Below are 24,133 nucleotides of genomic sequence, written 5' to 3' on the forward strand. Positions count from 1 at the left end.
CACGTCGCCTCCTGGATAAGGCGGACTTCATGGACATCAATCCGCCCCGAGCTCGGGGCCTGACGAGGAGTTGTTCCCAAGTGACCGAGCGCAGAGTGAAGATCAAGTCCCGCGTGGGCCTCCACGCGCGCCCGGCCGCGCTGTTCGTGCAGACGGCGGCGAAGGCCCCGATGGAGGTGACCGTCGGACGGGACGGCAACGATCCGGTGAACGCCAAGAGCATCCTCGCGGTGCTCGGCCTGGACGCCCACCACGGCGAGGAGGTCACCCTGACCGCAGTCGGGGACGGCGCCGAGGAGCTGCTGAACACGCTGGAGGGCATCCTCACCGAGGAAGAGCCCGAGCATGCCTGACGCGGGTCCGTTGCGCGGCACCGGGGTGAGTCCCGGTTCCGGGTACGGACCCGTCCGCCGCATGGTCGGCACCGTGCCGGAGCCGCCCCCCGGGGCGCGGCACGACTCAGACGCCGCCGCGGAGACCGCGGCGGCGTTCGCGGCCCTCGCGCGGGTCGCCGAGAGCCTGGAGGACCTGGCCGGGCGCGCCGCCGACGACGTCGGCCGGGACGTCCTGGTCGCGCAGGCGCTGATGGCCCGCGACCCCGAGCTGGCGGCGGGCGTCGCGGCGCGCGTCGCCGCCGGGCTGGCCGCGCCCCGCGCCGTCTGGGAGGCGTTCGGCGTCCACCGGGACGCGCTCGCCGCCGCCGACGCCTACCTCGCCGCCCGCGTCGCGGACCTCGACGACGTCCGGGACCGCGCCGTCGCGCTGCTGCTGGACGTGCCGCTGCCGGGCGTCCCGGTCGCCGACGAGCCGTTCGTGCTCGTCGCGCGGGACCTCGCGCCCGCCGACACGGCCCTGCTCGACCCCGCCGTCGTCGTCGCGTTCGTGACCGAGGACGGCGGGCCGACCAGCCACACCGCGATCCTCGCCCGCGCGCTCGGGGTGCCCGCCGTCGTCGCGGTGCGCGGCGCGACGGACCTCCCGGACGGGACGCCGGTCCTGGTGGACGGCGCGGCGGGCACCGTGCGGCCGGGGCCGTCGCCCGCCGAGGTGCGCGCCGCGCGGGTCCGCGACCGGACGTCCAGGCGCGCCGCGCCGGACCCGGCCCTGCCCGGCGGGACGCGCGACGGCCGCCGCGTCCCGCTGCTCGCCAACATCGGCGGCCCGGCCGGGGTCCGCGCGGACCTGGACGCGGCCCGCGCGCACGGGGCCGAGGGCGTCGGGCTGCTGCGGACCGAGTTCCTGTTCCTCGACCGGGCCGAGGCGCCCGGCCACGACGAGCAGGTCGCCGCCTACACCGAGGTCTTCGCGGCGTTCCCCGAGGGGGACGTGATCGTCCGCGTCCTGGACGCGGGCGCGGACAAGCGGCTGGCGTTCCTGCCGCCGCCCGCCCCCGAGCCGAACCCGGCGCTGGGCGAGCGCGGGCTGCGGATGCTGCGCCGCCACCCGGACATCCTCACCGCGCAGCTCGCCGCCCTCGCCGCCGCGGCGGCCGGGCGCCCGGTGGGCGTCATGGCCCCGATGGTGACGGGCGCGGACGAGGCCGCCGGGTTCGCCGCGCTGTGCCGCGACGCGGGCCTCGCGCGGCCCGGCGCGATGATCGAGGTCCCGGCCGCCGCGCTGCGCGCCCGCGACCTCGCGCGCGCCGTGGAGTTCTTCAGCGTCGGGACCAACGACCTCGCCCAGTACGCGTGCGCCGCCGACCGGCAGTCCGGGGCGCTCGCGCGGCTGCACGACCCGTGGCAGCCCGCGCTGCTCGACCTCGTCGCGCTCGCGGCGGGCGCGGGCGTCCCGTGCGGCGTGTGCGGGGAGGGCGCGGCCGACCCGATCCTGGCGTGCGTGCTGGTCGGCCTCGGCGTCGCGTCGCTGTCGATGGCCCCGCCGTCGATCCCGGCCGTCCGCGAGGAACTGGCGGGCCACACCCTGGACCGCTGCCGCGCCGCCGCAGCCGCCGCCCGCGCCGCCCGCACGGCCCCGGCGGCGCGCGCCGCCGCCCGCGCCGTCCTCGCCCGCCGCGACCGCCCGGTCTAGCGCCCGCACGGACGGGGTCAGTAGGTGAGGCCGTGGCCTGCTTTGCGGCCGGCGGCCGGGACGGGGAGCCTGCCGGCGGGCTTCACCTTTCCGGCCAGGACGCGGGCGAGGGCCGTTATCGAGACCGGCGACGACGAGTACGCCGCTACCGTGGCCGCCGCGCCGCCCGCCTGCTTGAGGACGTAGGGCAGGCCGAGAGCGGCGACCACGACCGACCGCGCGCCCGCCGGGATCGCGGGGCGGCCGCCCAGAACCGTCACCACCGTCACGTCCGCGTCCTTCGCCGAGGACGCCGCGCGGACGCCCGCCGAGCGCAGCGCGGACCTGAGCGCCGCGCTCTGCGGCCCGGTCACGAACACCTTCTTCGACCCGAGCGGCAGCGTCCCGCCGTCGTTGCGGACCAGCGTCACGGAGTGCTCGGCGACCGTGCGCGCGGTGCGGCGGTGCGCGGCCGTCCGCATCGCCGCGCCCGCCTTGTCGGGATCGACGGCGGTGCCCTTGAACAGCCCGCGCCGCTGCTTGAGCGTGAGGATGCGCGTCAGGGACTCGTCCAGGCGCTTCTCGGTGATCGTGCCCTTGCGCACGGCCGCCAGCACCGCGTCGAACGCCTTCGGCAGGTTCGGCGGCATCAGGAGCTGGTCGGCCCCGGCCTGGATCGCGCGGACGGGCGCGACGGCGTCGCCGTACTTCTTGCGCACCCCGGCCATCTTCAGCGAGTCCGTGATGATCACACCGTTGAAGTGGAGCTTGTCGCGCAGCAGCCCGGTCAGCACGGCGTGCGAGAGCGTGGACGGATCGCCGGACGGGTCCAGCCGGGGCACGACGATGTGCGCGGACATCACCGCGTCCACCCCCGCCGCCACGGCGGCCTCGAACGGCGGCGCGTCCAGCCGCTGCCAGTACGACCGGGAGTGCTCGATGACCGGCAGGCCCGTGTGGCTGTCGACGTCGGTGTCCCCGTGCCCCGGGAAGTGCTTGACGGTCGCCGCGACGCCCGCGCCCTGGTACCCCGCGACGGCGGCGCTCACCAGCGAGGCGACGAGCTTCGGGTCCGACCCGAACGAGCGCGGCCCGATCACCGGGTTCGCCGGATTGACGTTGACGTCGGCGTCGGGCGCGTAGTTCTGGTTGATCCCGACGGCGCGCAGCTCGGCGGCCGTCACCTGCGCGGCCTCGCGCACGTATCCGGGGTTCCGCGTCGCGCCGAGCGCCATGTTGCCGGGGAACCGGGTGATGAACGGCGCACGGTGGACGATGCCCTGCTCCTCGTCCACGCCGATCAGCAGCGGCGTGGACGCGGCCTTCTGCAGCGAGTTGGACAGCCGCGCGGTCGCCTCGGGCGACGGCATGTTGCGCGGGAAGTAGATCAGCCCGCCGACGTGGTACTTCTCGACGAGCTTGGTGGCGGCGGCCGCGTCGGCGAAGTCGGGGACGAAGAGCTGGCCGACCTTCTCGCGCAGGCTCATGTCCCGCAGATAGCCCGCGATCCACGACGTGGACGGCGACGCGGACGCCGAGCCGCGCGGCGTCGCGGACGTCCCGCCGCCGCCACCGCCCCCGTCGCAGGCCGCCACGGGCGCGACGACGGCCGCCGCCGCGACGATCGCGAGAGAACGTGAGGTGCGCACGCGACCAGCCCCCCGACATGGTCGACCGACAGATCCGGAAAGATCAGTGCTTACCCTGCGACGCTAGCCGTTGCACTCAGCGCTGTCGATACGGCCCCCGGCGCAGGCCCACGCCTCGATCCCGCGCTCCCAGCCCGTACCGCGCGCCTGTGCCGCGCGCCTGTGCGGTGAGCCCATGCTTCGAGCCCATGCTTCGAGCCTGTGCGGTGAGCCTGTGCGGTGAGCCCGTGCGGTGAGCCCGTGCGGTGAGCCCGTGCGGTGAGCCCGTGCCGCGCCCCCCGGAGGGAGCGCGGCACGGGCGCCGGTCAGGTCACCGCCGTCCGGCGCGGCCCGAGCACCGGGTAGCCGAGCCGCCGCAGCGCCATTCCCGCCGCGCCGACCGCGCCGTCCCCGGCGCGCCGCGGGTCGGCGGCGAACCGGTCGCGCAGCCCGGCGCGCACCGCCTCGGCGACCGGCCCGTCGCGCAGGACGGACCCGTGCATCACGACGGGCGCGAACGACCCGCCGAGCGCGGGCCGGACCGCGTCCACGTCCCGCAGCAGCACCGCCGCCGCCTCCTCGGTGATCCGCCGCGCGACCGCGTCCCCGGCCTCCGCCGCCGCCGCGACGACCGGCCCGAGCCGGCCGAGCGCGGCGGGCGGCCGCCCGTAGACCTCCTTGACGATCGCCTGCGCGAGCCGCGGGTCGGGCGGCGGCGGGGACGGCCGGGGGATGAGGACGGCCGTCCCGCCCCCGCCGGACAGGGCGGGCGCCGCGCCCGCCAGCGCGAGCGCGCGCCGGTGCCGCCCGCGGTGCCGGTGGGCGGTCAGCTCGCCCGCCGCGCCGGGGCCGAGCAGCGCGCGCGGCACCGACTCGGTGAGCAGGGTGGGCGACCCGCGCCCGTCGAACGCGGCGAGCGCGGCGCGGACGGCCTCGCGGCCGAGCCAGACCGCCGACCCCTCGTCGCCGACGAGCCAGCCGTAGCCGTCGGCGCGCCGGACGATCGCGCCGTCGTTGATGACGGCCGCGCCCGCGCCCGTCCCGGAGAAGACGACGATGCCCTTCTCGGCCGTGGTCCCGGCGGCGAACGCGACCGCGATGTCGGTGACTACGGCGGGCGACCCGCGCAGCCCCGCCTCCTGCCACGCGCGCCGCGCGGCGGCGACGGCGGCGGGCCGGCCGGCCGACCCGGCCCCGGCGATGCCGAACACGCCGCCGATCACGTGCGTCGGATCGAGGGAGCCGAGCGCCTCGTTGAGCGCCTCCGACAGTGCGCCCGCGGTGTCGCCGCCCGAGTTGGGATTGGCCCCCGGGCCGGTCCCGGTTCCGGCGAGAACGCCCCCGAGCGTGAGGACGACACAGCGGGTCTTCGTGCCACCCGCGTCGATGCCGACCACGAAAGGACCGGCCAAATGGGTCAACACATGGCGACCGTAGCCTTTTCTACCGTTGACGTGACATCCAGGCAGTAAGAAAATTTCTTCCATGAGGAAACCCACCGGCACGGAGCCGGGGAGTGCAACGGGGGAGGCGGGCGCGCCCACGGGTGACGCGGTGGCCAAGGAGGCGACGCCGCTGAGCACCGTGGTGCGGGTGCGTTCTCTGCTGCCCTCGCTGCCCCCCGCCGAGCGACGAGTCGCTCAACGCGTCATCGACGACCCCGAAGGGGTCGCGAACTCGACCATCACCGAACTCGCCCAGACCTGCGGAACCTCCGAGACCACGGTCATCAGGTTCTGCCGGGCGATCGGCTTTCATGGTTACCCCGAGCTGAGACTGACCCTCGCCACCGAGGCGGGCCGCGCGCAGAGCGCGAGCGGCGGACGGGTCATCGGCAGCGACATCAGCCCCGACGACTCCCTCGAACAGATTGTGGAAAAGGTCACCTTCGCCGACGCGCGCGCGGTGGAGGAGACGGCGACCCAACTCGACATCAAGATGCTGGAGCAGGTGGTGGACGCGATCGTCGCCGCCGGGCGGGTCGACGTGTACGGCGTCGGGGCCAGCGCGTTCGTCGCCGCCGACTTCCAGCAGAAACTGCACCGCATCGGCCGGGTGTGCAACGCCTGGTCCGACGCGCACATCATGCTGACCAGCGCCGCCGTCCTGCGCGCGGGCGACGTCGCGATCGGCATCTCGCACACCGGCGCGACGGTGGAGACCATCGACGCGCTGGAGGTCGCGGCGCAGCGCGGCGTCACGACCGTCGCGGTGACGAACTTCCCCAAGTCGCCGATCGCCGAGACGGCCGACCTCGTCCTGACGACGGCGGCCCGCGAGACGACGTTCCGGTCGGGGGCGACCGCGAGCCGGCTCGCGCAGCTCACGGTGATCGACTGCGTGTTCGTCGGCGTCGCCCAGCGCACGTTCGGGTCGACCCGCGAGGCGCTGGAGGCCACTTTCGAAGCGGTCCGGGGCCGGACCGTGCGACGAGCCGAGCGGAGGCGCCGGTGATCGACGTCGATCTGCCCACGGAGGGCCGCAACCCGCGGACCCTCGACCTCGACACCCTGCCCACCCTCGACGTCCTGCGACTGATCAACACCGAGGACGCCACGGTGCCGATGGTGGTGGCCGCGGTGCTGCCGCAGATCGCCGAGCTGGTCGAACTCGCCGTGACGTCCCTGCGCCGCGGCGGGCGCGTACACTATTTCGGGGCCGGGACGTCCGGTCGGCTCGCGGTGCTGGACGCCGCCGAGCTGCCGCCGACGTTCGGGATCTGGGGACGCGTCGTCGCGCACAACGCGGGCGGCGCGGGGGCGCTGGTGAAAGCCGTCTCGGACGTCGAGGACGACGCCGAGCAGGGGGCGCGGGACGCCGCCCAGGTGGCGCCGGGCGACATCGCGGTCGGCGTCGCGGCCAGCGGCCGCACGCCGTACGTGCTGGGCGCGCTGCGCGCGGCGGCGGGCAGGGGCGCCCGCACCGCGCTGATCAGCTGCAACCCGCACGCGCCGTACGGGGACGAGGTGGAGGTCCACATCGGGCTGGCCACCGGACCGGAGGTGATCAGCGGGTCCACCCGCATGAAGGCCGGCACGGCGACGAAGCTGGTGCTGAACGCCTTCTCGACGACGCTGATGGTCCGGCTGGGCCGCACCTACTCGAATCTGATGGTCAGCGTGAACGCGCTGAACGGCAAGCTGCGGGCCAGGCTCGTCCGCATCCTCACCGAGGCGACCGGCATGGACGCCGTGACGTGCGAGAACGCGCTGTCCGAGGCCGGGGGCAACACGCGGGTGGCGCTGGTGTCGCTGCTCGGCGAGGTGCCCGCGGCGCGGGCGACGACGGTGCTGGAGGAGGCGGACGGCGGCGTCCGGGAGGCGCTCCAGCGGCTGCGGTCCGCCTGACGCGCGCTCCGGCCCCCGCCCGCGCGGGGGCCGGAGCCCGTCGATCTAGAACACCATTCCACTTCAGGCCGTACCATCGGGACGTGACTCTCAAAGCCGTCATCACCGACTGGGGCGGGGTGCTGACGTCCCCGCTCAACGCCGCCGTCGCCGTCTGGCTCGCCGAGGACCGCATCGACGCCGCGCACTACAAGCAGGTGATGCGCGGCTGGGTCAAGCAGGCGTACGACGGCACGGGCGTCAACCCGATCCACGGCCTGGAGGACGGCAGCCTCGCCACCGCCGAGTTCGAGCGGCTGCTGGCCGCCGAGCTGCGGACCGTGGACGGCGGCGCGGTCGTCGCGGACGGCCTGATCGCCCGCATGTTCGCCGCGTTCAGCCCCGTCGAGCCGATGTACGCGGCGCTGCGGGACGTCCGCGCGGGCGGCCTGCGCACCGCCCTGCTGTCCAACTCGTGGGGCAACGACTACCCGCGCCACCTGTTCGACGGGCTGTTCGACGACGTCGTGATCTCCTGCGAGGTCGGGATGCGCAAGCCGGACGAGCGGATCTTCCGGCACGCCGTGGAGCGGCTCGGCCTGCGCCCCGCCGACTGCGCGTTCATCGACGACATCGAGCACAACGTCCGCGCGGCCGAGGCCGTCGGGATGCGCGGCATCCTGCACACCGACCCGGACGCCACCGTGGCGGCGCTGCGCGACCTCGGCGCGCTGAGCGCATAGGCTGCGGTCCGTCATGCGCGTCTTCCTGCCGTCCACGCCGTCCGCGCTCGCCGCCGCCGCGAAGGCCCGCGAGCTCGGCCCCGCCCCGCTCGCCGGCTACGCCGTCACGCCCGCGCTCCGCGAGTGGTACGCCGTCGGCGACACCGAGGAGCTGGAGTACGCGGCGATGACCGCCGCCGCCCGCGCCTCGCTCGCGCTGCTCGCCGCCGAACCCGGCGCGCCGCCGCGCCGCGTCGTGCTGGCCGCCGAGGTGCCCGACGAGCTGGTCGAGGCCGTCCGCGACGACGACGAGCCCGCGCTGGTCCGCGTCACGGCCCCGGTCGCCTGGCGGCGGATCGCCTCCGGCCACGTGGACGACGACGCGGCCGCCGACGACGTCCGCGCCGCCGTCGCCGCGCTGCCCGCCGCCCGCGCGGGCGACGACGGCGCCCGGTTCGCGGTGGACGGCGCCGAGGGCCACGAACTGCTCTGGTACGCCACCCAGGAACTCGCCGGCCTCACCTGATCAACTCCCGTCCGACCTCGCATTTTGGCGCGCGCCGCAGTGGGGTAGGGGTCCGCATATCGACGACGATGTCGGACTTCTCAGGGGAGCGAGCGCATGGACGGTGCCACCACCGTGCCGATCCCGGTCAACGAACCGGTCTACACGTACGCGCCGGGCAGTCCCGAGCGGACGGCCCTGGAGGCCAAGATCAAGGAGCTGGCGGAGAACCGGCTCGACCTGACCATGACCATCGGCGGCGACCGGCGCCTGGGCGGCGGCGACCCGATCGACGTCGTCCAGCCGCACGCGCACGCCAAGGTGCTCGGCACCCTCGGCAACGCCACCGACGACGACGTGCGCGCGGCGGTCGACGCGGCCCGCGCCGCCGCGCCCGGCTGGCGGGCGCTGTCCTTCGACGACCGCGCCGCGATCCTGCTGCGCGCCGCCGACCTGCTGTCGGGGCCGTGGCGGTCCACGCTGAACGCCGCGACGATGCTCGGGCAGTCCAAGTCCGTCCAGCAGGCCGAGATCGACTCGGCGTGCGAGCTGGCCGACTTCTGGCGGTTCAACGTCGCCTACGCCCGGTCGCTGTACGAGAACCAGCCGATCTCCTCGCCGGGCGTGTGGAACCGGATGGAGTACCGGCCGCTGGAGGGCTTCGTCCTCGCCATCACGCCGTTCAACTTCTCGGCGATCTCCGGGAACCTGCCGACCGCGCCCGCGCTGATGGGCAACGTCGTGGTGTGGAAGCCGTCGCCGACGCAGCAGTTCGCGGCGCACTTCACGATGCGGCTGCTGGAGGAGGCGGGGCTGCCGCCCGGCGTGATCAACCTCGTCACCGGGGACGGGACGGCGGTGTCGAACGTCGCGCTGCCCGACCCGGACTTCGCGGGCGTCCACTTCACCGGCTCGACCCGCACGTTCCAGCACCTGTGGCGGACCATCGGCGACAACATCACCGGGTACCGGGGCTACCCGCGCATCGTGGGGGAGACGGGCGGCAAGGACTACATCGTCGCGCACCCGTCCGCCGACGTGGACGTCCTGCGCACGGCGCTCGTGCGCGGCGCGTTCGAGTACCAGGGGCAGAAGTGCTCCGCCGCGTCCCGCGCGTACATCCCGCGCTCGCTGTGGAAGGTCATGCGCGACGACTTCCTCGGCGAGGTCGAGTCCCTGACGATGGGCGACGTCACCACCGACCTGTCGCTGTTCATGGGCGCGGTCATCGACGACCGGGCGTTCGCCAAGCACAGCGCCGCGATCGACCGGGCGCGCGCGAACCCGTCCATCAACGTCCTGGTGGGCGGCGAGGTGGACGACTCGATCGGCTGGTTCGTCCGGCCGACCGTGCTGGAGGGCGACGATCCGTTCGACGAGATCTTCACCACCGAGTACTTCGGCCCGATCCTCGCGCTGCGGATCTACGACGACGCCGACTACGACGCGACGCTCCACCAGATGGAGGGCGCCGCGCCGTACGGCCTGACCGGCGCGGTCATCGCCCGGGACCGCGCCGCGATCGACCACGCGCAGCACGCGCTGCGCTTCACGGCGGGGAACTTCTACGTCAACGACAAGCCGACCGGCGCGGTCGTCGGTCAGCAGCCGTTCGGCGGGGCGCGCGCGTCCGGCACCAACGACAAGGCCGGGTCGATCTTCAACCTGATCCGCTGGGTGAACCCGCGCGCGCTGAAGGAGACGCTGGTCCCGGCGACGGACTACCGCTACCCGCACATGGGCGGATGAGGCCGGGCCGGCCGCGGGTTGCGGCGCGCGGCGGCAGCGGCGACGATGAGGGCCGTCCGACCGCGCCCCCGGACCGCTCCGCCCGGGGCGCGCCCGAACGCGCATTGGACGCCCATGACGACGCTGACCCGCCTGGTGCTGTGGAACATCGACCACACGCTGGTGGACGTGGGACGGGTGACCCGGGAGGCGTACGCGGACGCGTTCCGCGCGACGACCGGCCGCCCGCTCGTCCGGCTCGCCCCGACCGCGGGCCGCACCGAGTCGGAGATCATCTTCGAGACGCTGGCGTTCAACGACATCGTCACCACCGACGACCACCTGCCCGCGTTCATGGACGCGCTCGCGCGGGCGTACGCGGCCCGCCGCCGGGACCTGCTGGCGCACGGCCGCGTCCTGGCCGGGGCGCGGGAGGCGCTGGACGCGCTCGGCCGCGAGCCCGGCACGCTCCAGTCGGTGCTGACCGGGTCGATCGAGCCCGTCGCGCGGCTGAAGGTCTCCGAACTCGGCCTCGCGAACCGCCTCGACCTGGACACCGGCGGCTACGAGACCGGCGTCTACAGCAAGGCGGCGCTGCTGGAGATAGCGCGGACGCGCGCGAACGAGAAGTACGGGACGCGGTTCGGGGAGTCCGCGACGGTGTTCGTCGCCGACTCGGTGCGCGACGTGCAGGCGGCCGGGATCGCCCGCTCGCCGGTGGTGGCCGTCGCGACGGGCGCGGCGACGCAGGCCGAGCTGCGGGCCGCCGGGGCGGACGCGGTGCTGCCGACGCTCGCGGAGACCGGCCCGCTGATCAGCGCGATCCGCGAGCTGACCCGCTCCTGACTCGGGTCCGCGCCGTGCAAGACCGAAGGGGAGAACCGATGTCCGACGCCACCGCGCCGCTCTGGGAGCCGACCGACGCCGTCGTCGCCAACGCGCGCGCGACCCATTTCCAGCACTGGCTGTGGGACCGGGGGATCCTCACCGAGTCCTACGACGAGCTGTGGCGCTGGTCGACGACCGAGATCGACGCGTTCTGGGACGCGGTCTGGCAGTACTTCGGCGTCGTCGGGCACCGCGGCGACGGGCCGGTCCGCGCGGGCGGCAGGACCCCGGTGGACGGCCTGCGCTGGTTCCCCGGCGCGACCCTGAACTACGCCGCGACCGCCCTGCGCCGCGCCCGCGAGCACCCCGACGAGACGGCCGTCGTGTTCCGGTCCGAGGCGGGCGGCCACCGCGTGATCACCTGGGGCGAGCTGGCGCTGCACGTCGCGGAGGTCCGGGCGGGGCTGGCGGCGCTCGGCGTCGGCGAGGGCGACCGGGTCGCCGCGTACCTGCCGAACATCCCCGAGGCGCTGGTGTGCTTCCTGGCGACGGCGTCGCTCGGCGCGGTCTGGACGTCCTGCTCGCCGGACTTCGGGTCGGCCTCGGTCATCGACCGGTTCGCGCAGACCGAGCCGACCGTGCTGATCGCCGTGGACGGCTACGCCTACAACGGGCGCCGGTTCGACCGGCGCGAGACGGTCCGGGAGATCGAGGCCGCGCTGCCGACCGTCGCCGCGACCGTCCTCGTCCCGTACCTCGACCCGGCGTCCGCGCCGGACGGGCTGCGCGCGGGCGTCCGCTACGCCGACCTGCCGAAGCCCGGCCGCCCCCTGGAGTTCGCGCACGTCCCCTTCGACCACCCGCTGTGGGTTGTGTACTCCTCCGGCACGACGGGGCTGCCGAAGCCGATCGTCCACGGGCACGGCGGCATCGTCCTGGAGCACCTGAAGGCGCTGTCGTTCCACCAGGACCTCGGCCCCGAGGACGTCTTCCTCTGGTACACCACGACCGGCTGGATGATGTGGAACTACCTCGTCGGCGGCCTGCTCGTCGGCGCGACGGTCGTGCTGTACGACGGCGCGCCCGGCGACCTGTGGGCGCTCGCCGCCGAGGAGGGCGTCACCTACCTCGGCGTCGGCGCGCCGTACCTGACGGCGTGCCGCAAGCAGGGCCGCCGCCCCGGCGCGGAGCTGGACCTGTCGCGGCTGCGCGGCATCGGCTCCACCGGCTCCCCGCTCCCGCCCGAGGGCTTCGCGTGGGTGTACGAGAACGTCGGGAACGATCTGCTGCTCGGCTCGTTCTCCGGCGGCACCGACATCTGCACCGGCATCGTCGGGCCGAGCCCGCTGCTGCCGCTGGAGCCCGGCGCGATCCAGTGCCGGGGGCTCGGCGCGAAGGTCGAGGCGTTCGACGACGCGGGCCGCCCGCTCACCGGCGAGGTCGGCGAACTGGTGCTGACCGAGCCGATGCCGTCGATGCCGGTGTCCTTCTGGAACGACCCGGACGGCGTCCGCTACCGCGAGTCCTACTTCGACGTGTATCCGGGCGTGTGGCGGCACGGCGACTGGATCGAGATCCGCGCGGACGGCTCCTGCGTCATCTACGGCCGCTCGGACTCGACTTTGAACCGGGGCGGCGTCCGCATGGGCACCGCCGACTTCTACCGGGTGGTCGAGGGCTTCGACGAGATCGCCGACAGCCTCGTCATCGACACCGGGCGGCTGGGCGACGAGGGCCGCCTGCTGCTGTACGTCCAGCTCGCGGAGGGCGCGGAGCTGACCGACGAGCTGGCGGCCCGGCTGCGCGCCGAGCTGCGCGGGGCGCTGTCGCCCCGCCACGTCCCGGACGAGGTCGTCGCGGTCCCGAGCGTCCCGCGCACGCTGTCCGGCAAGAAGCTGGAGGTCCCGGTCCGCAAGATCCTGCTGGGCACGCCGCCCGAACAGGCCGCCAACCGCGACTCCCTGGCCAACCCCGAATCCCTCGACCACTTCGTCCCGCTCACCTGAGCCTCGCCGACGCGGGAAAGCGCGGAGCCCCGCGCCGCCGGCCGGGGCCGGGGCGCGGGGCTCCGCGCTGTGCTGGTGGTGCGGGCGTCGGTCACTTGGCGTAGTTCGGGTAACCGAAGCCGACGATCTGGTCGAGGTCACGGGTCTTGGTCTTCACCGCGTTGCCGGTGTTGCCCTCGACGGTCTTCACGGTGCCGTCGCCGTTGTCCTTGACCACGAAGCCGACGTGCTCGATGTCGTCGAGCGACTTCTTGCCGTCCCAGTTGAAGAAGACGACGGCGCCCGGCTTCGGCTTGGTGCCCCAGCGGTCGTGGGACTTGAACCACTTGGCGTGGGCGATGGTCCACGCGTCCTGGCCGACCTGGTCGGAGAAGCCGACCTTGGTGCCGACCCAGGAGACGAACATCGAGCACCAGGAGGCGTCCTTGTAGGCCCCGATCGAGCCGCCGTCGCGCTTGGTGGTCTCCTTCGCGCGGTCGGTGGACATGTACCAGTCCTGGAACTTGGTCTCGCCCGAGCCGTCCTCCTTGACGCCGACCTGCGACTCGGCCTGCCGGATGACGTCCTGCGCGGTCACCTTCGGCTCGTCGCCGCGGCCGGTGCCGTGGTCGCCGCCGAGGCCCGTGTCAGAGCCCGTGCCGCCGTCGGCGCCGCCGTCGTGCCCGCGGTGGGCCGGGCGGTCGCCCTCGTCGTCCGGGACGACGGGCGCGCCGTGGTCGCGGCCGCCGTCGCCCAGCTCGGGCGTCCGGCCGCCGTCGTCGTGCCGGGCGTCGAAGCGGTCCTGCGCGCTGTCGCGGCCCTTGAGGCCGTCACCGAGGTCGCCGTCGGCGGCGAGCGGCGCGCGCGGCGCCGACACGGCGTCCTGCGGGACGTGCTTACCGGTCTCCGGGCCGGTGGCGGCCTGGGCGGAGCCGACGCCCGTCAGCGCGGTGCCGGCGAGCGCGGCGCCGGCGACGAGGGTGCCGGTGGTGCGGAGGGCGACGGACAGGGGGGTCGAGTTGCGATACTTACCGATCATGGGCGGGTACTCCTCGCTTCCATGTCGCCTACCGGGTTAGCTGACGGGTTCGGACGTGGAAGACGCCCTACGGCCCGGATACGGGCCGATTCACCCCAGTTGGGACGAGTGGGTCCCCGGCTCCGCGCTGACGCGCGGACTCGGCGGTGGGCACGCGTGCGCGCCCTGCGGTCGATGGACTGTTGCGCTGTCGCCAGATGAGGCGAGCGGCCGTGCCGCACGACGCCCGTTCGGTCCGGAGTCGTGGGCCAGGCCGTGGTCCGCCTCGCGTACTGACGCGACGCGCCCGCTTGAAAGAGCGATGATCCGTGCTCGGTAAGGCGCGGTACGGCCTGCTCGTGGGACCCCGTTCGCGAGGTCCGTCCGCCCGGTGTTCGCGGCGGTCCTAGAAGAACGCATGGGACGGTGTTGTCATTCCCGTGACGTTCCGCCGCCGTTTCGGGCGGTCCAAGGGGAACGCCTGGGTTCGTGCTGGCATTCCCACCTGGACGCCGCCGTCATGAAGGGCGGTCCTTGGTGAACGCTTGGGGTGGCGTGGCCATTCCCCCGATGCGTTCCCCGCCGCTGCGCGGGGCGGGTCCGAGAAGAACACCAAGAGCTGGTCCGGCATTCCCCACGTGCCCGCCATCCGCGTGCGGCGGTCCAGGTAGAACGCAGGGACCGGCTTTGCCATTCCCCGGCGTTCGGGCCGCCCTCGTGGGGCGGGTCCGGGCACAACACCCCAGCCCGGGCCGTCATTCCAATGGGCGTGAAGCCCTTGCGGGCACGGGTCTGAAGCGAGTCGGCAAACGATTGTTCGGCGGCGACCGAAAGGTAAAGTCCTGTTCCTCAGGACGATTCTTCGAGCGTCCTCGCAGAATGGCTCATCGCATACGGGCCGCGTAGGCCTCGACATCGCTCCGGCGGTACAGGCGGCGCACCCGGCCCCCTTTCAGGGGCTCCACCCGCACGGGTTCCGGCCAGCCTTTGGGCGGCCGGGACGCGTACACCGTCACGCTGGAGGGCGCGAGGCCCAGGATGCGGCCCGCCTCCGCCAGCGTCACCAGATCACCGGGCTCGGCCTCGGGCGACGCGAGCCCCGCGTACCAGGCCGTCCACACCGCGTCGTCCCAGTACAGGGCCTTGCCGTGGCGGTGGGCCGGTTCCGGGTGCCCGTTGGCGGCGCGGTCGGCCCACAGCTCCTTCAGGCGGTGCCTGCTGAGCCCGTGGCGCTCCGCGAGCTGGTCGCGGGTGAGCAGGCCGGGCGGCGCGGCGGACGCCGGGGAGCGGGCCGCGAACCAGCGGTCCCACTCCCCGGCGTCCCAGACGAGCCGTCCCCCGGACGTCCCCGCCGCCTCCGGGTGGCCGTTGGCCGCGCGCTCCCGGTACCACTTCTCCAGGGTGCTGCGCCCGATGCCGTGGGCTTCCATGAGGTCGGCGCGCGTGTAGACGCGGCGTCCGTCGAGCGTGGTGTGCGGACGGGTCATCCCGCCATCATGGCCGATCCCGGCGGTCGCGCCGGATCAGCCGTCGAGCGACGTCGGCACGACGGGCAGCTTCACCCAGGCCGGCCGGACGGCCCCGACGTAGTTCTGCCTGTAGTACCCCTTGAGCCGGGCCACCGAGACGGTCGCCCCGGTGTGCGGCGCGTGGATGAACCGGTTCCTGCCCAGGTACATCCCGACGTGGTTGAGGTGGTTGAAGAACACCAGGTCCCCCGGGCGCAGGTGGCGCGGCGTGCGGACGCGCGCCCGGATGCGCCGGTACTGGTCGTAGGTGACCCGCGGGATCGAGACCCCGGCCCGCCGCCACGCCTGCTGGACGAGCCCGGAGCAGTCGAACCCGCCGCCCCCGGTCCCGCCCCACACGTAGGGGCGTCCCTTCTGCTTGACGGCGAAGGCCACGGCGCGGCGCGCCCGGCGGTCCCACTTCGCGGTCATCGCGGTCCGCTTCTTGCGGACGGCGCGCTGGAGCAGCGCGAGCCGGCGGGCGCGGAGCGCGGCGCGGGCCCGGGTGCGCGACCACGTGCGGGGCGCGACCTGCTGGTCCCGCTGGTCCTGCTGCCTGTCCTGCGCTGCGGAGACCGCGTACGGCGTCTCCGCGCGGTCGGTCCCGAACGGGCCGTCGGCGGCGAGCGCCGCCGGTCCGGACGCGAGCGCGAGCGTCACCGTGGCGGCGCCGCAGGCGGCTCTTAAGGGGATGGACATGATGTGGCGTACCTCCCTACATGATCATCCGCGAGACGATCTACCCGGCTCGGCGCGGCGACATCCCCGAACTCGGCCGAAAAACGGTCATGAGCAGGGAAAATGGCGCGGGGCGCGGGCATTCTCGACGCCGCGCCGAAGCCGGTATTCACGGGAATGGCGGAAAAGTGCGTCCGGCGGTCGGTCAACGCGCCCGGCGGGCCGCGCGTCCAACACCGGCGGGGCCGGTCCGGACGGCGGGGCGGCGCGCGCGGAACATAGGGTGCGGATGGACCACGAGGGGCTGCGGCCCGGCGATCCCGACCGGATCGGCCGCTACGTCCTGCTGGGCAGGCTCGGCGAGGGCGGCCAGGGCACGGTGTACCTCGGCGTCGGCCCCGACATGGACGGCCCGCGCGTCGCGGTGAAGCTGCTCCGCGCCGACCTGGCCGCCGACGCCGCGGCCCGCTCCCGGTTCCTGCGGGAGGCCGAGACGGCGATGCGCGTCTCGACGTCCCGCACCGCCCGCGTGCTGGACGCCGACCTCGACGGCCGCCGCCCCTACATCGTCAGCGAGTACGTCGCCGGGCCGTCGCTGCGCGCGCGGGTCTTGGCGGACGGCCCGCTCGCCGGCCCGGAACTGGAGCGCGTCGCGGCCGGGATGCTGACGGCGCTCGCCGCGATCCACCGCGCCGGGGTCGTCCACCGCGACGTCAAGCCGCACAACGTGCTGCTGGCCCCGGACGGCCCGCGCGTCATCGACTTCGGCATCGCCCGCGAGGCGGCGGCCGGGGACGCGACGGTGACGGCCGACATCCTCGGCACCCCTTCCTACATGGCCCCCGAGCGCGTCCGCGGCGAGCCGGTCGGCCCGCCCGCCGACCTGTGGGGCTGGGCCGCGACGGTCGTGTACGCCGCGACGGGCGCGGCCCCGTTCGGCGAGGACGAGATGCACGTCGTCCTCACCCGCGTCCTCACCCGCCCGCCGGACCTCGGCGGCCTGCGCGGCCCGCTGCGCGGGTTCGCCGCCGCGTGCCTGGACAAGGACCCGGCCCGCCGCCCCGACGCCGCCGCGCTGCTGGCCCGGCTCGCGTCCGGCCGGGACGGCGTGACGGTCCGCCTCGGCCGCGCGGCCGCGCCGCCCCGCGGGACCAGGCGGCGGCGGACGGTCCTCGCGGCGGTCGCGGGCGCGGTCGCGGTCGTCGGCGCGGCGGCGGCGTTCACCGCGTTCCCGCGCGGCGGCGGCCCGCCCGCGCCCGCGCCGACCGCCGAGGCGGCGACGGCCGCCCCCGACGCCGCGCCGAAGCGGACCGCCGCCCCGCGCGTCACGCCGCGCACGTCCACCGCGCGGCCGGGCCGCAAGGCCGGGGTGGAGCACCGGGGCGCCCCGGCCGCGCACGCGAAGAAGAAGCGGAACCACAAGAAGAAGGGACCGCGGCGACGATGAGACGCCCCCTCCGGCACGGGCCGCCGCGTCCGCCCTCCGCCGCCCGGGACCGCGCACTAGGCTGCCCGGTGAGCGGGCGCCCGACCGCGCGGCGGCCGGGTAGGGTGCCGAAAGGCCCCCCGACACACGCACCTCACCCCGAAGGGATGTGCCCGTTCCGATGAAACTCGGGGCACTGCGCTCCGGCGACCCGGACCGCCTCGGCCCCTACGCGCTGCTCGGTCGGCTCGGTGAGGGCGGCCAGGGCGCGGTCTTCCTCGGCGCCCGCGCGCCCGAGGGCGAGGAGCCCGGCGAGGACGTCCCCCGCGTCGCGGTGAAGCTGCTGCACGCCGACCTCACCGACGACGACAAGGCCCGCTCCCGCTTCCTGCGCGAACTCGACGTCGCCAAGCGCGTCGCCCCGTTCTGCACCGCGCAGGTCATCGACGCCGACGTGGACGGCGACCGGCCCTACATCGTCAGCGAGTACGTGCCGGGGCCGTCGCTGAACCAGCTCGTCCGGGACGAGGGGCCGCTGCGCGGGGCCGCGCTGGACCGGCTCGCGGTCGGCACCGCCACCGCGCTCGCCGCGATCCACGAGGCGCGGGTCGTCCACCGCGACTTCAAGCCGCACAACGTGCTCGTCGGACCGGACGGGCCCCGCGTCATCGACTTCGGCGTCGCCCGCGCGATCACCGGCGCGACGACGCTGACCAGCCGCGTCATCGGCACGCCCTCCTACATGGCGCCCGAGCAGATCAAGGGCGAGGAGATCGGCACGCCCGCCGACGTGTTCTGCTGGGCGGCGACGCTGGTCTACGCCGCGACCGGCGAGCCGCCGTTCGGGCAGGACTCGATCCCGGCCGTCATCAACCGCATCCTGCACGAGGACCCCGACCTCGGCGACATGGACGGGCCGCTGGCCGACCTCGTCCGCGCGTGCCTGGCCCGCGAGCCCGGCCACCGGCCCGGGTCGCGGACGCTGCTGCTGCGGCTGCTCGGCACCGAGGCGAGCCCGGAGCCGGTCCCCGAGCGCGACGACGCGACGGCGATGCTGACGGCGGGCAGCGCCCTGGCGGCCGACATGGACGGCGACATGGACGGCGACATGGACGCCGACACGGGCGGCGACCCGACCGGCACCCGCCCGGTGATCCCCGGCGTCTCGCCCGTCCCGCCGCCGCCCCGGCGGCGCGTGCTGCCCGAGCCGCGCGCCGCGCTGGCGGCGCTGCTCGGCCGCTCGCGCGGTCGGCTCGGCATCGTCGCGGCCGGGGCGGCGCTCGTCGTCGCGGTCGTGGTCGTGTCGACGGTCCTGGCGCTGACCGGGCCGGAGAAGAGCAAGTCGTCCACCAAGGTCAGCGACCCGGGCCCGTCCGCCCCGGCGAACACCGGGCCGACGCGGCGGGTCGTGGACGCGCCGCACGACAGCGCGCCCGCCCCCGCGCCCCACCCGCGGACCGCGGACCCGTCCGGCTCGCCCTCCGCCACCGATTCGCCGACGCCGCCGGACCCGTCCACGAGCGTGACGCCGACGCCGAGCCACTCGTCGCCGCCGCCGTCCTCCGAGCCGCCCACCGACCCGACGACGCCGACCGAGGAACCCCCGACAGGCCCGACCGACCCGACGTCGCCCAAGGGCGACAAGGCCGGGACCTGACCGGCGGCTTCCCCGATTCCCGGTGCCGCCGCCCGGTCGGCTGGCAAGGTAGGAATCGGCACGTTCTCCGCACCGGCCCCGCCGGACGGGCGGCGTGCCGTTCATCGCTACGCTGGCGCGTGGACGCCGCCACAACGACGTGGCGCGCGGTTCTCTAGGGGAGTTGTTCAAGGATGAGCGGCGAGCTCGATCAGGAGAAGTACGACCTGCTCCGGGCCGCGGCGGAGCAGTACGCCGCCGCGCTCGGGGAGCACGGGGACATCGCGGAGACGGACGGCTACCTCCGGCTGTACTACCGCAACGTCGCCCCCGAGGACCTGATCGGCCGCACGCCGGGCGAAGTGTACGGCCCCGCGATGGCGCACCGCGCGCTCGGCGCGGAGCGCCCGCAGGGCCGCGCGAAGGTGCGGGTGTTCAACCCGTCCGAGCAGGCGGACGGCTGGGAGGACCCGGGCCGCACGGTCGTGCAGGTCGTCACCGACGACATGCCGTTCCTGGTCGACTCGGTGACGATGGAGCTGAGCCGCCACAAGCTCACCAACCACATCACCGTCCACCCGCTGATGGGCGTGGACCGCGACGTCGCGGGCCGGTTGAAGGTGTTCCGCGGCAAGCACGACAGCTCCCGCGACCTGGACGAGTCGTGGATCCACATCGAGGTCGGCCGCGTCTCCGACCCGGACAGGATCGCCGAGCTGGAGCGGGACCTGCTGCGCGTCCTCGGCGACGTCCGCGTCTCCTACGAGGACCAGGAGAAGATGCGCGAGCGGGCGCTGTCGCTGGCCCGCGAGGTCCGGGAGAACCCCCCGCTGCGCGGCGACGAGTCCGACGAGGCCGTCGAACTGCTCGAATGGCTCGCGGGCGGCCACTTCACGTTCCTCGGCTACCGCGACTACGTCCTGGCCGACGACGGGTCCGCGCTGCGGCCCGTCACCGGCACCGGCCTCGGCATCCTGCGCACCGACACCACCGAGTCGGGCAGCTTCGCGTCGCTGCCGCCGGAGGTCCGCAAGCGCGCCACCGAGCGGCACCTGCTCGTCATCACCAAGGCGAACTCGCGCTCGACCGTCCACCGGCCGGTCTACCTGGACTACATCGGCGTCAAGAAGTTCGACCGGCACGGCTCGGTGGTGGGGGAGCGGCGGTTCCTCGGACTGTTCGCGCACGTCGCCTACAGCGAGTCGATCGCGCACGTGCCCGTCCTGAAGCGCAAGGTCGACGACGTCCTGGAGCGCGCCGGGTTCACCGCCGACAGCTACGACGGCCAGGACCTCGTGGAGATCCTGGAGTCCTACCCGCGCGACGAGCTGTTCCAGATCTCCGCCGACGAGCTGCTGCCGATCGCGCTCGGCACGCTGCGCCTGCGCGAGCGCCGCCAGCTCAAGCTGTTCCTGCGCAAGGACCCCTACGGCCGGTTCATGTCGTGCATGGTCTACCTCCCGCGCGACCGGTACACGACGAAGGTCCGGCTGCGCATCCAGGAGATCCTGCGCAACGCGTTCGACGGCGTCTCGGTGGACTACAGCGCGAACGTGACCGAGTCCGTCCTCGCCCGGCTGCACGTCGTGGTGCGCGGCGAGCGCGGCCGGCAGCTCCCCGACGTGGACGCCGAGGCGCTGGAGCGGCGGCTCGCCAACGCGACCCGCTCCTGGAGCGACTTCCTCGCCGACGCCATCGCCCGCGAGTGCGCCGACGACCGCGCCGCCGAGCTGACCGCCCGCTACGGCGAGGCGTTCCCCGAGGGCTACAAGGCCGACTTCACCGCCACCACCGCCGTCGCGGACCTGCGCCGCCTCGACGCGCTCGCCGCGGACGGCGACACCTCCATCGACCTGTGGGAGCCCGCGGGCGCGGAGCCGGGCGTCCGGCGGCTGAAGATCTTCCGGCGCGGCGAGCCGATCATCCTGTCCAAGATGCTGCCGCTGCTGCAGAACATGGGCGTCGAGGTCGTGGACGAGCGGCCGTACGAGATCATGCCCACGGGCGGCCCGCGCGGCTGGATCTACGACCTCGGCCTGCGCTACACGCCCGCGCCCGGCGTCCCCGAGGACGCGGTGAAGACGCTGTTCCAGGACGCGTTCACCGCACTGTGGAACGGCCGCATCGAGAACGACGGCTTCAACGCGCTCGTCCTGCACGTCGGCCTGGACTGGCGGCAGACGATGATCCTGCGCGCCTACGCCATGTACCTGCGGCAGACCGGCACGTCGTTCTCCAAGCGCTACATCGAGCAGGTCCTGCTCGGCAACCCCGGCATCACGCGGCTGCTGGTCCGCCTGTGGGAGAGCCGCCTCGACCCGCACCTGGCGGGCGGCGAGATCGAGCGCAGCGTCGGCATCGCCGAGGAGCTGGAGGGCCGCCTGGAGGACGTCCAGAGCCTGGACGAGGACCGCATCCTCCGCGCCTACCTCGCGATGATCCAGGCGACGCTGCGCACCAACCACTACCAGGGCAAGCCGTACCTGTCGCTGAAGTTCGACCCCGAGGGCATCCCCGACCTGCCGCTCCCGCGCCCCAAGTTCGAGATCTTCGTGTACTCGCCGAAGGTCGAGGGCGTCCACCTGCGGTTCGGGTCGGTGGCGCGCGGCGGGCTGCGCTGGTCGGACCGCCGGGAGGACTTCCGCACGGAGATCCTCGGCCTGGTCAAGGCGCAGGCGGTGAAGAACACCGTCATCGTCCCGGCGGGCGCCAAGGGCGGGTTCGTCGGCAAGCAGCTCCCCGACCCGGCCGACCGCGAGGCGTGGATGCAGGCCGGGATCGAGTGCTACAAGGACTTCATCTCCGGGCTCTTGGACGTCACCGACAACCTCGTGGACGGCAAGGTCGTCCCGCCGCCCAACGTCGTCCGGCACGACGGCGACGACACCTACCTCGTCGTCGCCGCCGACAAGGGCACCGCGACGTTCTCCGACATCGCCAACGGCGTCGCCGCCGAGTACGGGTTCTGGCTCGGGGACGCGTTCGCGTCCGGCGGGTCGGTCGGCTACGACCACAAGGCGATGGGCATCACCGCGCGCGGCGCGTGGGAGTCGGTGAAGTACCACTTCCGGGTGCTGGGCGTGGATGTGCAGCGCGACGACTTCACCGTCGTCGGCATCGGCGACATGTCCGGGGACGTTTTCGGCAACGGCATGCTGCTCTCGGAGCACATCAAGCTCGTCGCCGCGTTCGACCACCGGCACCTGTTCATCGACCCCGACCCGGACCCGGCGGCGTCCTACGCCGAGCGGCGGCGCGTGTTCGAGCTGCCGCGCAGCTCCTGGGCCGACTACGACACGTCCCTGATCTCCAAGGGCGGCGGGGTGTTCCCGCGCACCGCCAAGTCGATCCGGCTGACGCCCGAGATGCGCGCCGCGCTCGGCCTGCCCGACGGCGTCGCCGCGCTCGCCCCCTACGAGCTGATCCGCGCGGCGCTGCTCGCGCCCGTCGACCTGCTGTGGAACGGCGGCATCGGGACGTACGTGAAGGCGTCCACCGAGAACAACGCCGACGTCGGCGACAAGGCCAACGACCTCGTCCGCGTGGACGGCGCCGACCTGCGCTGCAAGGTCGTCGGCGAGGGCGGCAACCTCGGCTTCACCCAGCTCGGCCGGATCGAGTTCGCCCGCACCGGCGGCCTGATCAACACCGACTTCATCGACAACTCCGCCGGGGTCGACACCTCCGACCACGAGGTCAACATCAAGATCCTGCTCGACCAGGTCGTGCGGGACGGCGGGCTCGGCCGCAAGCAGCGCGACGAACTGCTCTACAGCATGACCGACGAGGTCGGGGACCTCGTCCTGCGCGACAACTGCGCGCAGAACGTCGTGCTGGCCGCCGCGCGGGCGCAGGCCCCGTCGATGCTGCACGTCCACACCCGGATGATGCGGCGGCTCGAACGCGACGGCCTGCTCAAGCGGCGGCTGGAGTTCCTGCCCGACGACAAGGCCCTCGCCGAGCGCCGCCAGGCCGACCGGGGCCTCACCGGGCCGGAGTTCTCCGTCCTGCTCGCCTACGCCAAGCTGTCGCTGGACGACGACCTCATCGCCTCCGACCTGCCCGACGACCCGTACCTGGAGTCGTGGCTCGTCGACTACTTCCCGACGCCGCTGCGCGAGCGGTTCCGGTCCGCGATGGACCGGCACCCGCTGCGCCGCGAGATCATCACGACGGCGGTGGTGAACGACCTCGTCAACAACTCCGGGACGACGTTCGCGTTCCGCGTCCACGAGGAGACGGGCGCGTCGCCGTCCGACATCGCCCGCGCCTACCTGGTGTCCCGCGCCGTGTTCGACATGCCGCGCTTCTGGCACGCCGTCGACGGCCTGTCCCACCAGGTGGAGGAGTCCACGCAGATCACGCTGCTGCTGGAGGCCCGCAAGCTCACCGAGCGCGGCGCGCGCTGGCTGCTGCACCACCGGCGGCCGCCGTTCGACATCCGCGAGACGATCGACTTCTTCCAGGGCAGCGCGGAGACGCTCGCGCGGCACCTGCCGTCGGTGCTGCAGGGGCTGGACCAGGCGGCGTTCACCGAGCGCCGCGACACCTACCGCGAACTCGGCGTCCCCGAGGACCTCGCGGAGCGGTCGGCGGTGCTCGTCCCCGCCTACTCGACGTTCGACCTGGTGTCGATCGCGCACGCGATGAGCCGCCCGGTCACCGACGTCGCGGACGTGTACTTCCTGCTCGCCGACCGGCTCCAGCTCGCCCGGCTCCGCGAACCCGTCATCGCCCTCCCGCGCGACGACCGGTGGCGGTCGATGGCCCGCGCCGCGCTCCGCGACGACCTGTACTCGGCGCACGCGGCGCTCACCCGCGCCGTCCTCGCGATGAACGAGCCGGGCACGCCCGCCGACGTCAGCCTCACCCGCTGGGCGGACGAGAACCGCACGGCCGTCGACCGCGCCCAGCAGACGCTGCTGGAGATCTGGGAGAGCGACAGCTTCGACCTGGCCACCCTCTCGGTCGCCCTCGGCGCGGTCCGCACCCTGGCCACGACGAGCTCCCTGTAACCCGCCGCGTCCCGCCGCCACCCGGCGGCGGGACGCCGTCGCCTCCGTCTCGGGACGCACTCTCCGCCGCGCGGCCCGTCCGGGACGCGTTTCCCGCTACGCGCCCCGGACGCTGGGCGCTCA

17 protein-coding genes and 1 riboswitch are annotated in these 24,133 nt (G+C 74.3%); of the genes, 12 read left to right on the top strand and 5 right to left on the bottom strand.

Annotated features, from left to right (window positions below; all coding sequences use genetic code 11):
* Positions 1-80: 80 nt before the first annotated feature.
* A complete protein-coding gene (locus G339_RS0100845; protein WP_026341028.1) occupies positions 81-353 on the top strand; it encodes an HPr family phosphocarrier protein in 273 nt (90 codons plus the stop codon).
* Positions 346-2,028: a putative PEP-binding protein gene (locus G339_RS0100850; protein ID WP_026341029.1), complete on the top strand. Its 1,683-nt coding sequence runs from the start codon at positions 346-348 to the stop codon at positions 2,026-2,028. The genes G339_RS0100845 and G339_RS0100850 overlap by 8 nt, the downstream gene beginning before the upstream one ends.
* Positions 2,029-2,045: 17 nt before the next feature.
* Here the strand turns inward: G339_RS0100850 and G339_RS0100855 are convergent, their stop codons facing one another.
* A complete protein-coding gene (locus G339_RS0100855; protein WP_019629186.1) occupies positions 2,046-3,656 on the bottom strand; it encodes a glycoside hydrolase family 3 protein in 1,611 nt (536 codons plus the stop codon).
* Positions 3,657-3,961: 305 nt separating this feature from the next.
* The gene (locus tag G339_RS0100860) at positions 3,962-5,059 is read right to left on the bottom strand and encodes an N-acetylglucosamine kinase (protein WP_240489721.1); all 1,098 of its coding nucleotides are present in this window, start codon (positions 5,057-5,059) and stop codon (positions 3,962-3,964) included.
* Between the two features lie 61 nt (positions 5,060-5,120).
* Here G339_RS0100860 and G339_RS0100865 point away from each other — a divergent pair, with 61 nt between their 5' ends.
* The 7 genes from G339_RS0100865 to G339_RS0100895 all read left to right on the top strand — a co-directional run bounded on the left by G339_RS0100865 (position 5,121) and on the right by G339_RS0100895 (position 12,750).
* Positions 5,121-6,089, top strand: a complete 969-nt coding sequence (locus G339_RS0100865; protein ID WP_240489722.1) for a MurR/RpiR family transcriptional regulator — start codon at positions 5,121-5,123, stop codon at positions 6,087-6,089.
* Entirely contained in the window at positions 6,086-6,982 is an 897-nt protein-coding gene (locus tag G339_RS0100870) for an N-acetylmuramic acid 6-phosphate etherase (RefSeq protein WP_019629189.1), read from the top strand. The genes G339_RS0100865 and G339_RS0100870 overlap by 4 nt, the downstream gene beginning before the upstream one ends.
* An 83-nt stretch (positions 6,983-7,065) precedes the next feature.
* Positions 7,066-7,704, top strand: a complete 639-nt coding sequence (locus G339_RS0100875; RefSeq protein ID WP_033322012.1) for an HAD family hydrolase — start codon at positions 7,066-7,068, stop codon at positions 7,702-7,704.
* 13 nt (positions 7,705-7,717) lie between these two features.
* The gene (locus G339_RS0100880; protein WP_019629191.1) at positions 7,718-8,209 is read left to right on the top strand and encodes a DUF6912 family protein; all 492 of its coding nucleotides are present in this window, start codon (positions 7,718-7,720) and stop codon (positions 8,207-8,209) included.
* 96 nt (positions 8,210-8,305) lie between these two features.
* Positions 8,306-9,937, top strand: coding sequence for an L-glutamate gamma-semialdehyde dehydrogenase (gene pruA / locus G339_RS0100885; RefSeq protein ID WP_019629192.1), 1,632 nt, complete (start codon positions 8,306-8,308; stop codon positions 9,935-9,937).
* Positions 9,938-10,051: 114 nt separating this feature from the next.
* A complete protein-coding gene (locus tag G339_RS0100890; protein ID WP_019629193.1) occupies positions 10,052-10,762 on the top strand; it encodes an HAD family hydrolase in 711 nt (236 codons plus the stop codon).
* Between the two features lie 38 nt (positions 10,763-10,800).
* Positions 10,801-12,750 carry an acetoacetate--CoA ligase gene (locus G339_RS0100895; RefSeq protein ID WP_019629194.1) on the top strand — a complete coding sequence of 650 codons (1,950 nt, stop codon included), beginning with the start codon at positions 10,801-10,803 and terminating at the stop codon, positions 12,748-12,750.
* A 91-nt stretch (positions 12,751-12,841) separates the two neighbouring features.
* Here G339_RS0100895 and G339_RS36280 read toward each other — a convergent pair whose 3' ends face one another.
* The 3 genes from G339_RS36280 to G339_RS0100910 form a co-directional block, all read right to left on the bottom strand.
* Positions 12,842-13,768 carry a CHAP domain-containing protein gene (locus G339_RS36280; protein ID WP_019629195.1) on the bottom strand — a complete coding sequence of 309 codons (927 nt, stop codon included), beginning with the start codon at positions 13,766-13,768 and terminating at the stop codon, positions 12,842-12,844.
* Positions 13,769-13,778: 10 nt separating this feature from the next.
* Positions 13,779-13,924: riboswitch (cyclic di-AMP (ydaO/yuaA leader) on the bottom strand.
* Positions 13,925-14,631: 707 nt separating this feature from the next.
* Entirely contained in the window at positions 14,632-15,234 is a 603-nt protein-coding gene (locus G339_RS0100905; protein ID WP_019629196.1) for a hypothetical protein, read from the bottom strand.
* Positions 15,235-15,270: 36 nt separating this feature from the next.
* Positions 15,271-15,954 carry a C40 family peptidase gene (locus G339_RS0100910; RefSeq protein ID WP_051107748.1) on the bottom strand — a complete coding sequence of 228 codons (684 nt, stop codon included), beginning with the start codon at positions 15,952-15,954 and terminating at the stop codon, positions 15,271-15,273.
* Between the two features lie 268 nt (positions 15,955-16,222).
* On the opposite strand from G339_RS0100910, the gene G339_RS32100 reads away from it, so the two are divergent.
* The 3 genes from G339_RS32100 to G339_RS0100925 all read left to right on the top strand — a co-directional run bounded on the left by G339_RS32100 (position 16,223) and on the right by G339_RS0100925 (position 24,010).
* Positions 16,223-17,380, top strand: coding sequence for a serine/threonine-protein kinase (locus G339_RS32100; RefSeq protein WP_019629198.1), 1,158 nt, complete (start codon positions 16,223-16,225; stop codon positions 17,378-17,380).
* Between the two features lie 160 nt (positions 17,381-17,540).
* The gene (locus G339_RS32105; protein WP_019629199.1) at positions 17,541-19,016 is read left to right on the top strand and encodes a serine/threonine protein kinase; all 1,476 of its coding nucleotides are present in this window, start codon (positions 17,541-17,543) and stop codon (positions 19,014-19,016) included.
* Between the two features lie 173 nt (positions 19,017-19,189).
* Positions 19,190-24,010, top strand: a complete 4,821-nt coding sequence (locus tag G339_RS0100925) for an NAD-glutamate dehydrogenase (protein ID WP_019629200.1) — start codon at positions 19,190-19,192, stop codon at positions 24,008-24,010.
* Positions 24,011-24,133 lie beyond the last annotated feature (123 nt).

Source organism: Actinomadura atramentaria DSM 43919 (assembly GCF_000381885.1).
Lineage (GTDB): Bacteria > Actinomycetota > Actinomycetes > Streptosporangiales > Streptosporangiaceae > Spirillospora > Spirillospora atramentaria.

What these genes read in the sequence shown, in the direction of transcription:
- G339_RS32100 (WP_019629198.1), top strand. Translation starts at nt 16,223, where the DNA reads ATGGACCACGAGGGGCTGCGGCCCGGCGATCCCGACCGGATCGGCCGC.
- pruA (WP_019629192.1), top strand. Translation starts at nt 8,306, where the DNA reads ATGGACGGTGCCACCACCGTGCCGATCCCGGTCAACGAACCGGTCTAC.
- G339_RS32105 (WP_019629199.1), top strand. Translation starts at nt 17,541, where the DNA reads ATGAAACTCGGGGCACTGCGCTCCGGCGACCCGGACCGCCTCGGCCCC.
- G339_RS0100895 (WP_019629194.1), top strand. Translation starts at nt 10,801, where the DNA reads ATGTCCGACGCCACCGCGCCGCTCTGGGAGCCGACCGACGCCGTCGTC.
- G339_RS0100850 (WP_026341029.1), top strand. Translation starts at nt 346, where the DNA reads ATGCCTGACGCGGGTCCGTTGCGCGGCACCGGGGTGAGTCCCGGTTCC.
- G339_RS0100905 (WP_019629196.1), bottom strand. Translation starts at nt 15,234, where the DNA reads ATGACCCGTCCGCACACCACGCTCGACGGACGCCGCGTCTACACGCGC.
- G339_RS36280 (WP_019629195.1), bottom strand. Translation starts at nt 13,768, where the DNA reads ATGATCGGTAAGTATCGCAACTCGACCCCCCTGTCCGTCGCCCTCCGC.
- G339_RS0100865 (WP_240489722.1), top strand. Translation starts at nt 5,121, where the DNA reads ATGAGGAAACCCACCGGCACGGAGCCGGGGAGTGCAACGGGGGAGGCG.
- G339_RS0100890 (WP_019629193.1), top strand. Translation starts at nt 10,052, where the DNA reads ATGACGACGCTGACCCGCCTGGTGCTGTGGAACATCGACCACACGCTG.
- G339_RS0100880 (WP_019629191.1), top strand. Translation starts at nt 7,718, where the DNA reads ATGCGCGTCTTCCTGCCGTCCACGCCGTCCGCGCTCGCCGCCGCCGCG.
- G339_RS0100925 (WP_019629200.1), top strand. Translation starts at nt 19,190, where the DNA reads ATGAGCGGCGAGCTCGATCAGGAGAAGTACGACCTGCTCCGGGCCGCG.
- G339_RS0100910 (WP_051107748.1), bottom strand. Translation starts at nt 15,954, where the DNA reads ATGTCCATCCCCTTAAGAGCCGCCTGCGGCGCCGCCACGGTGACGCTC.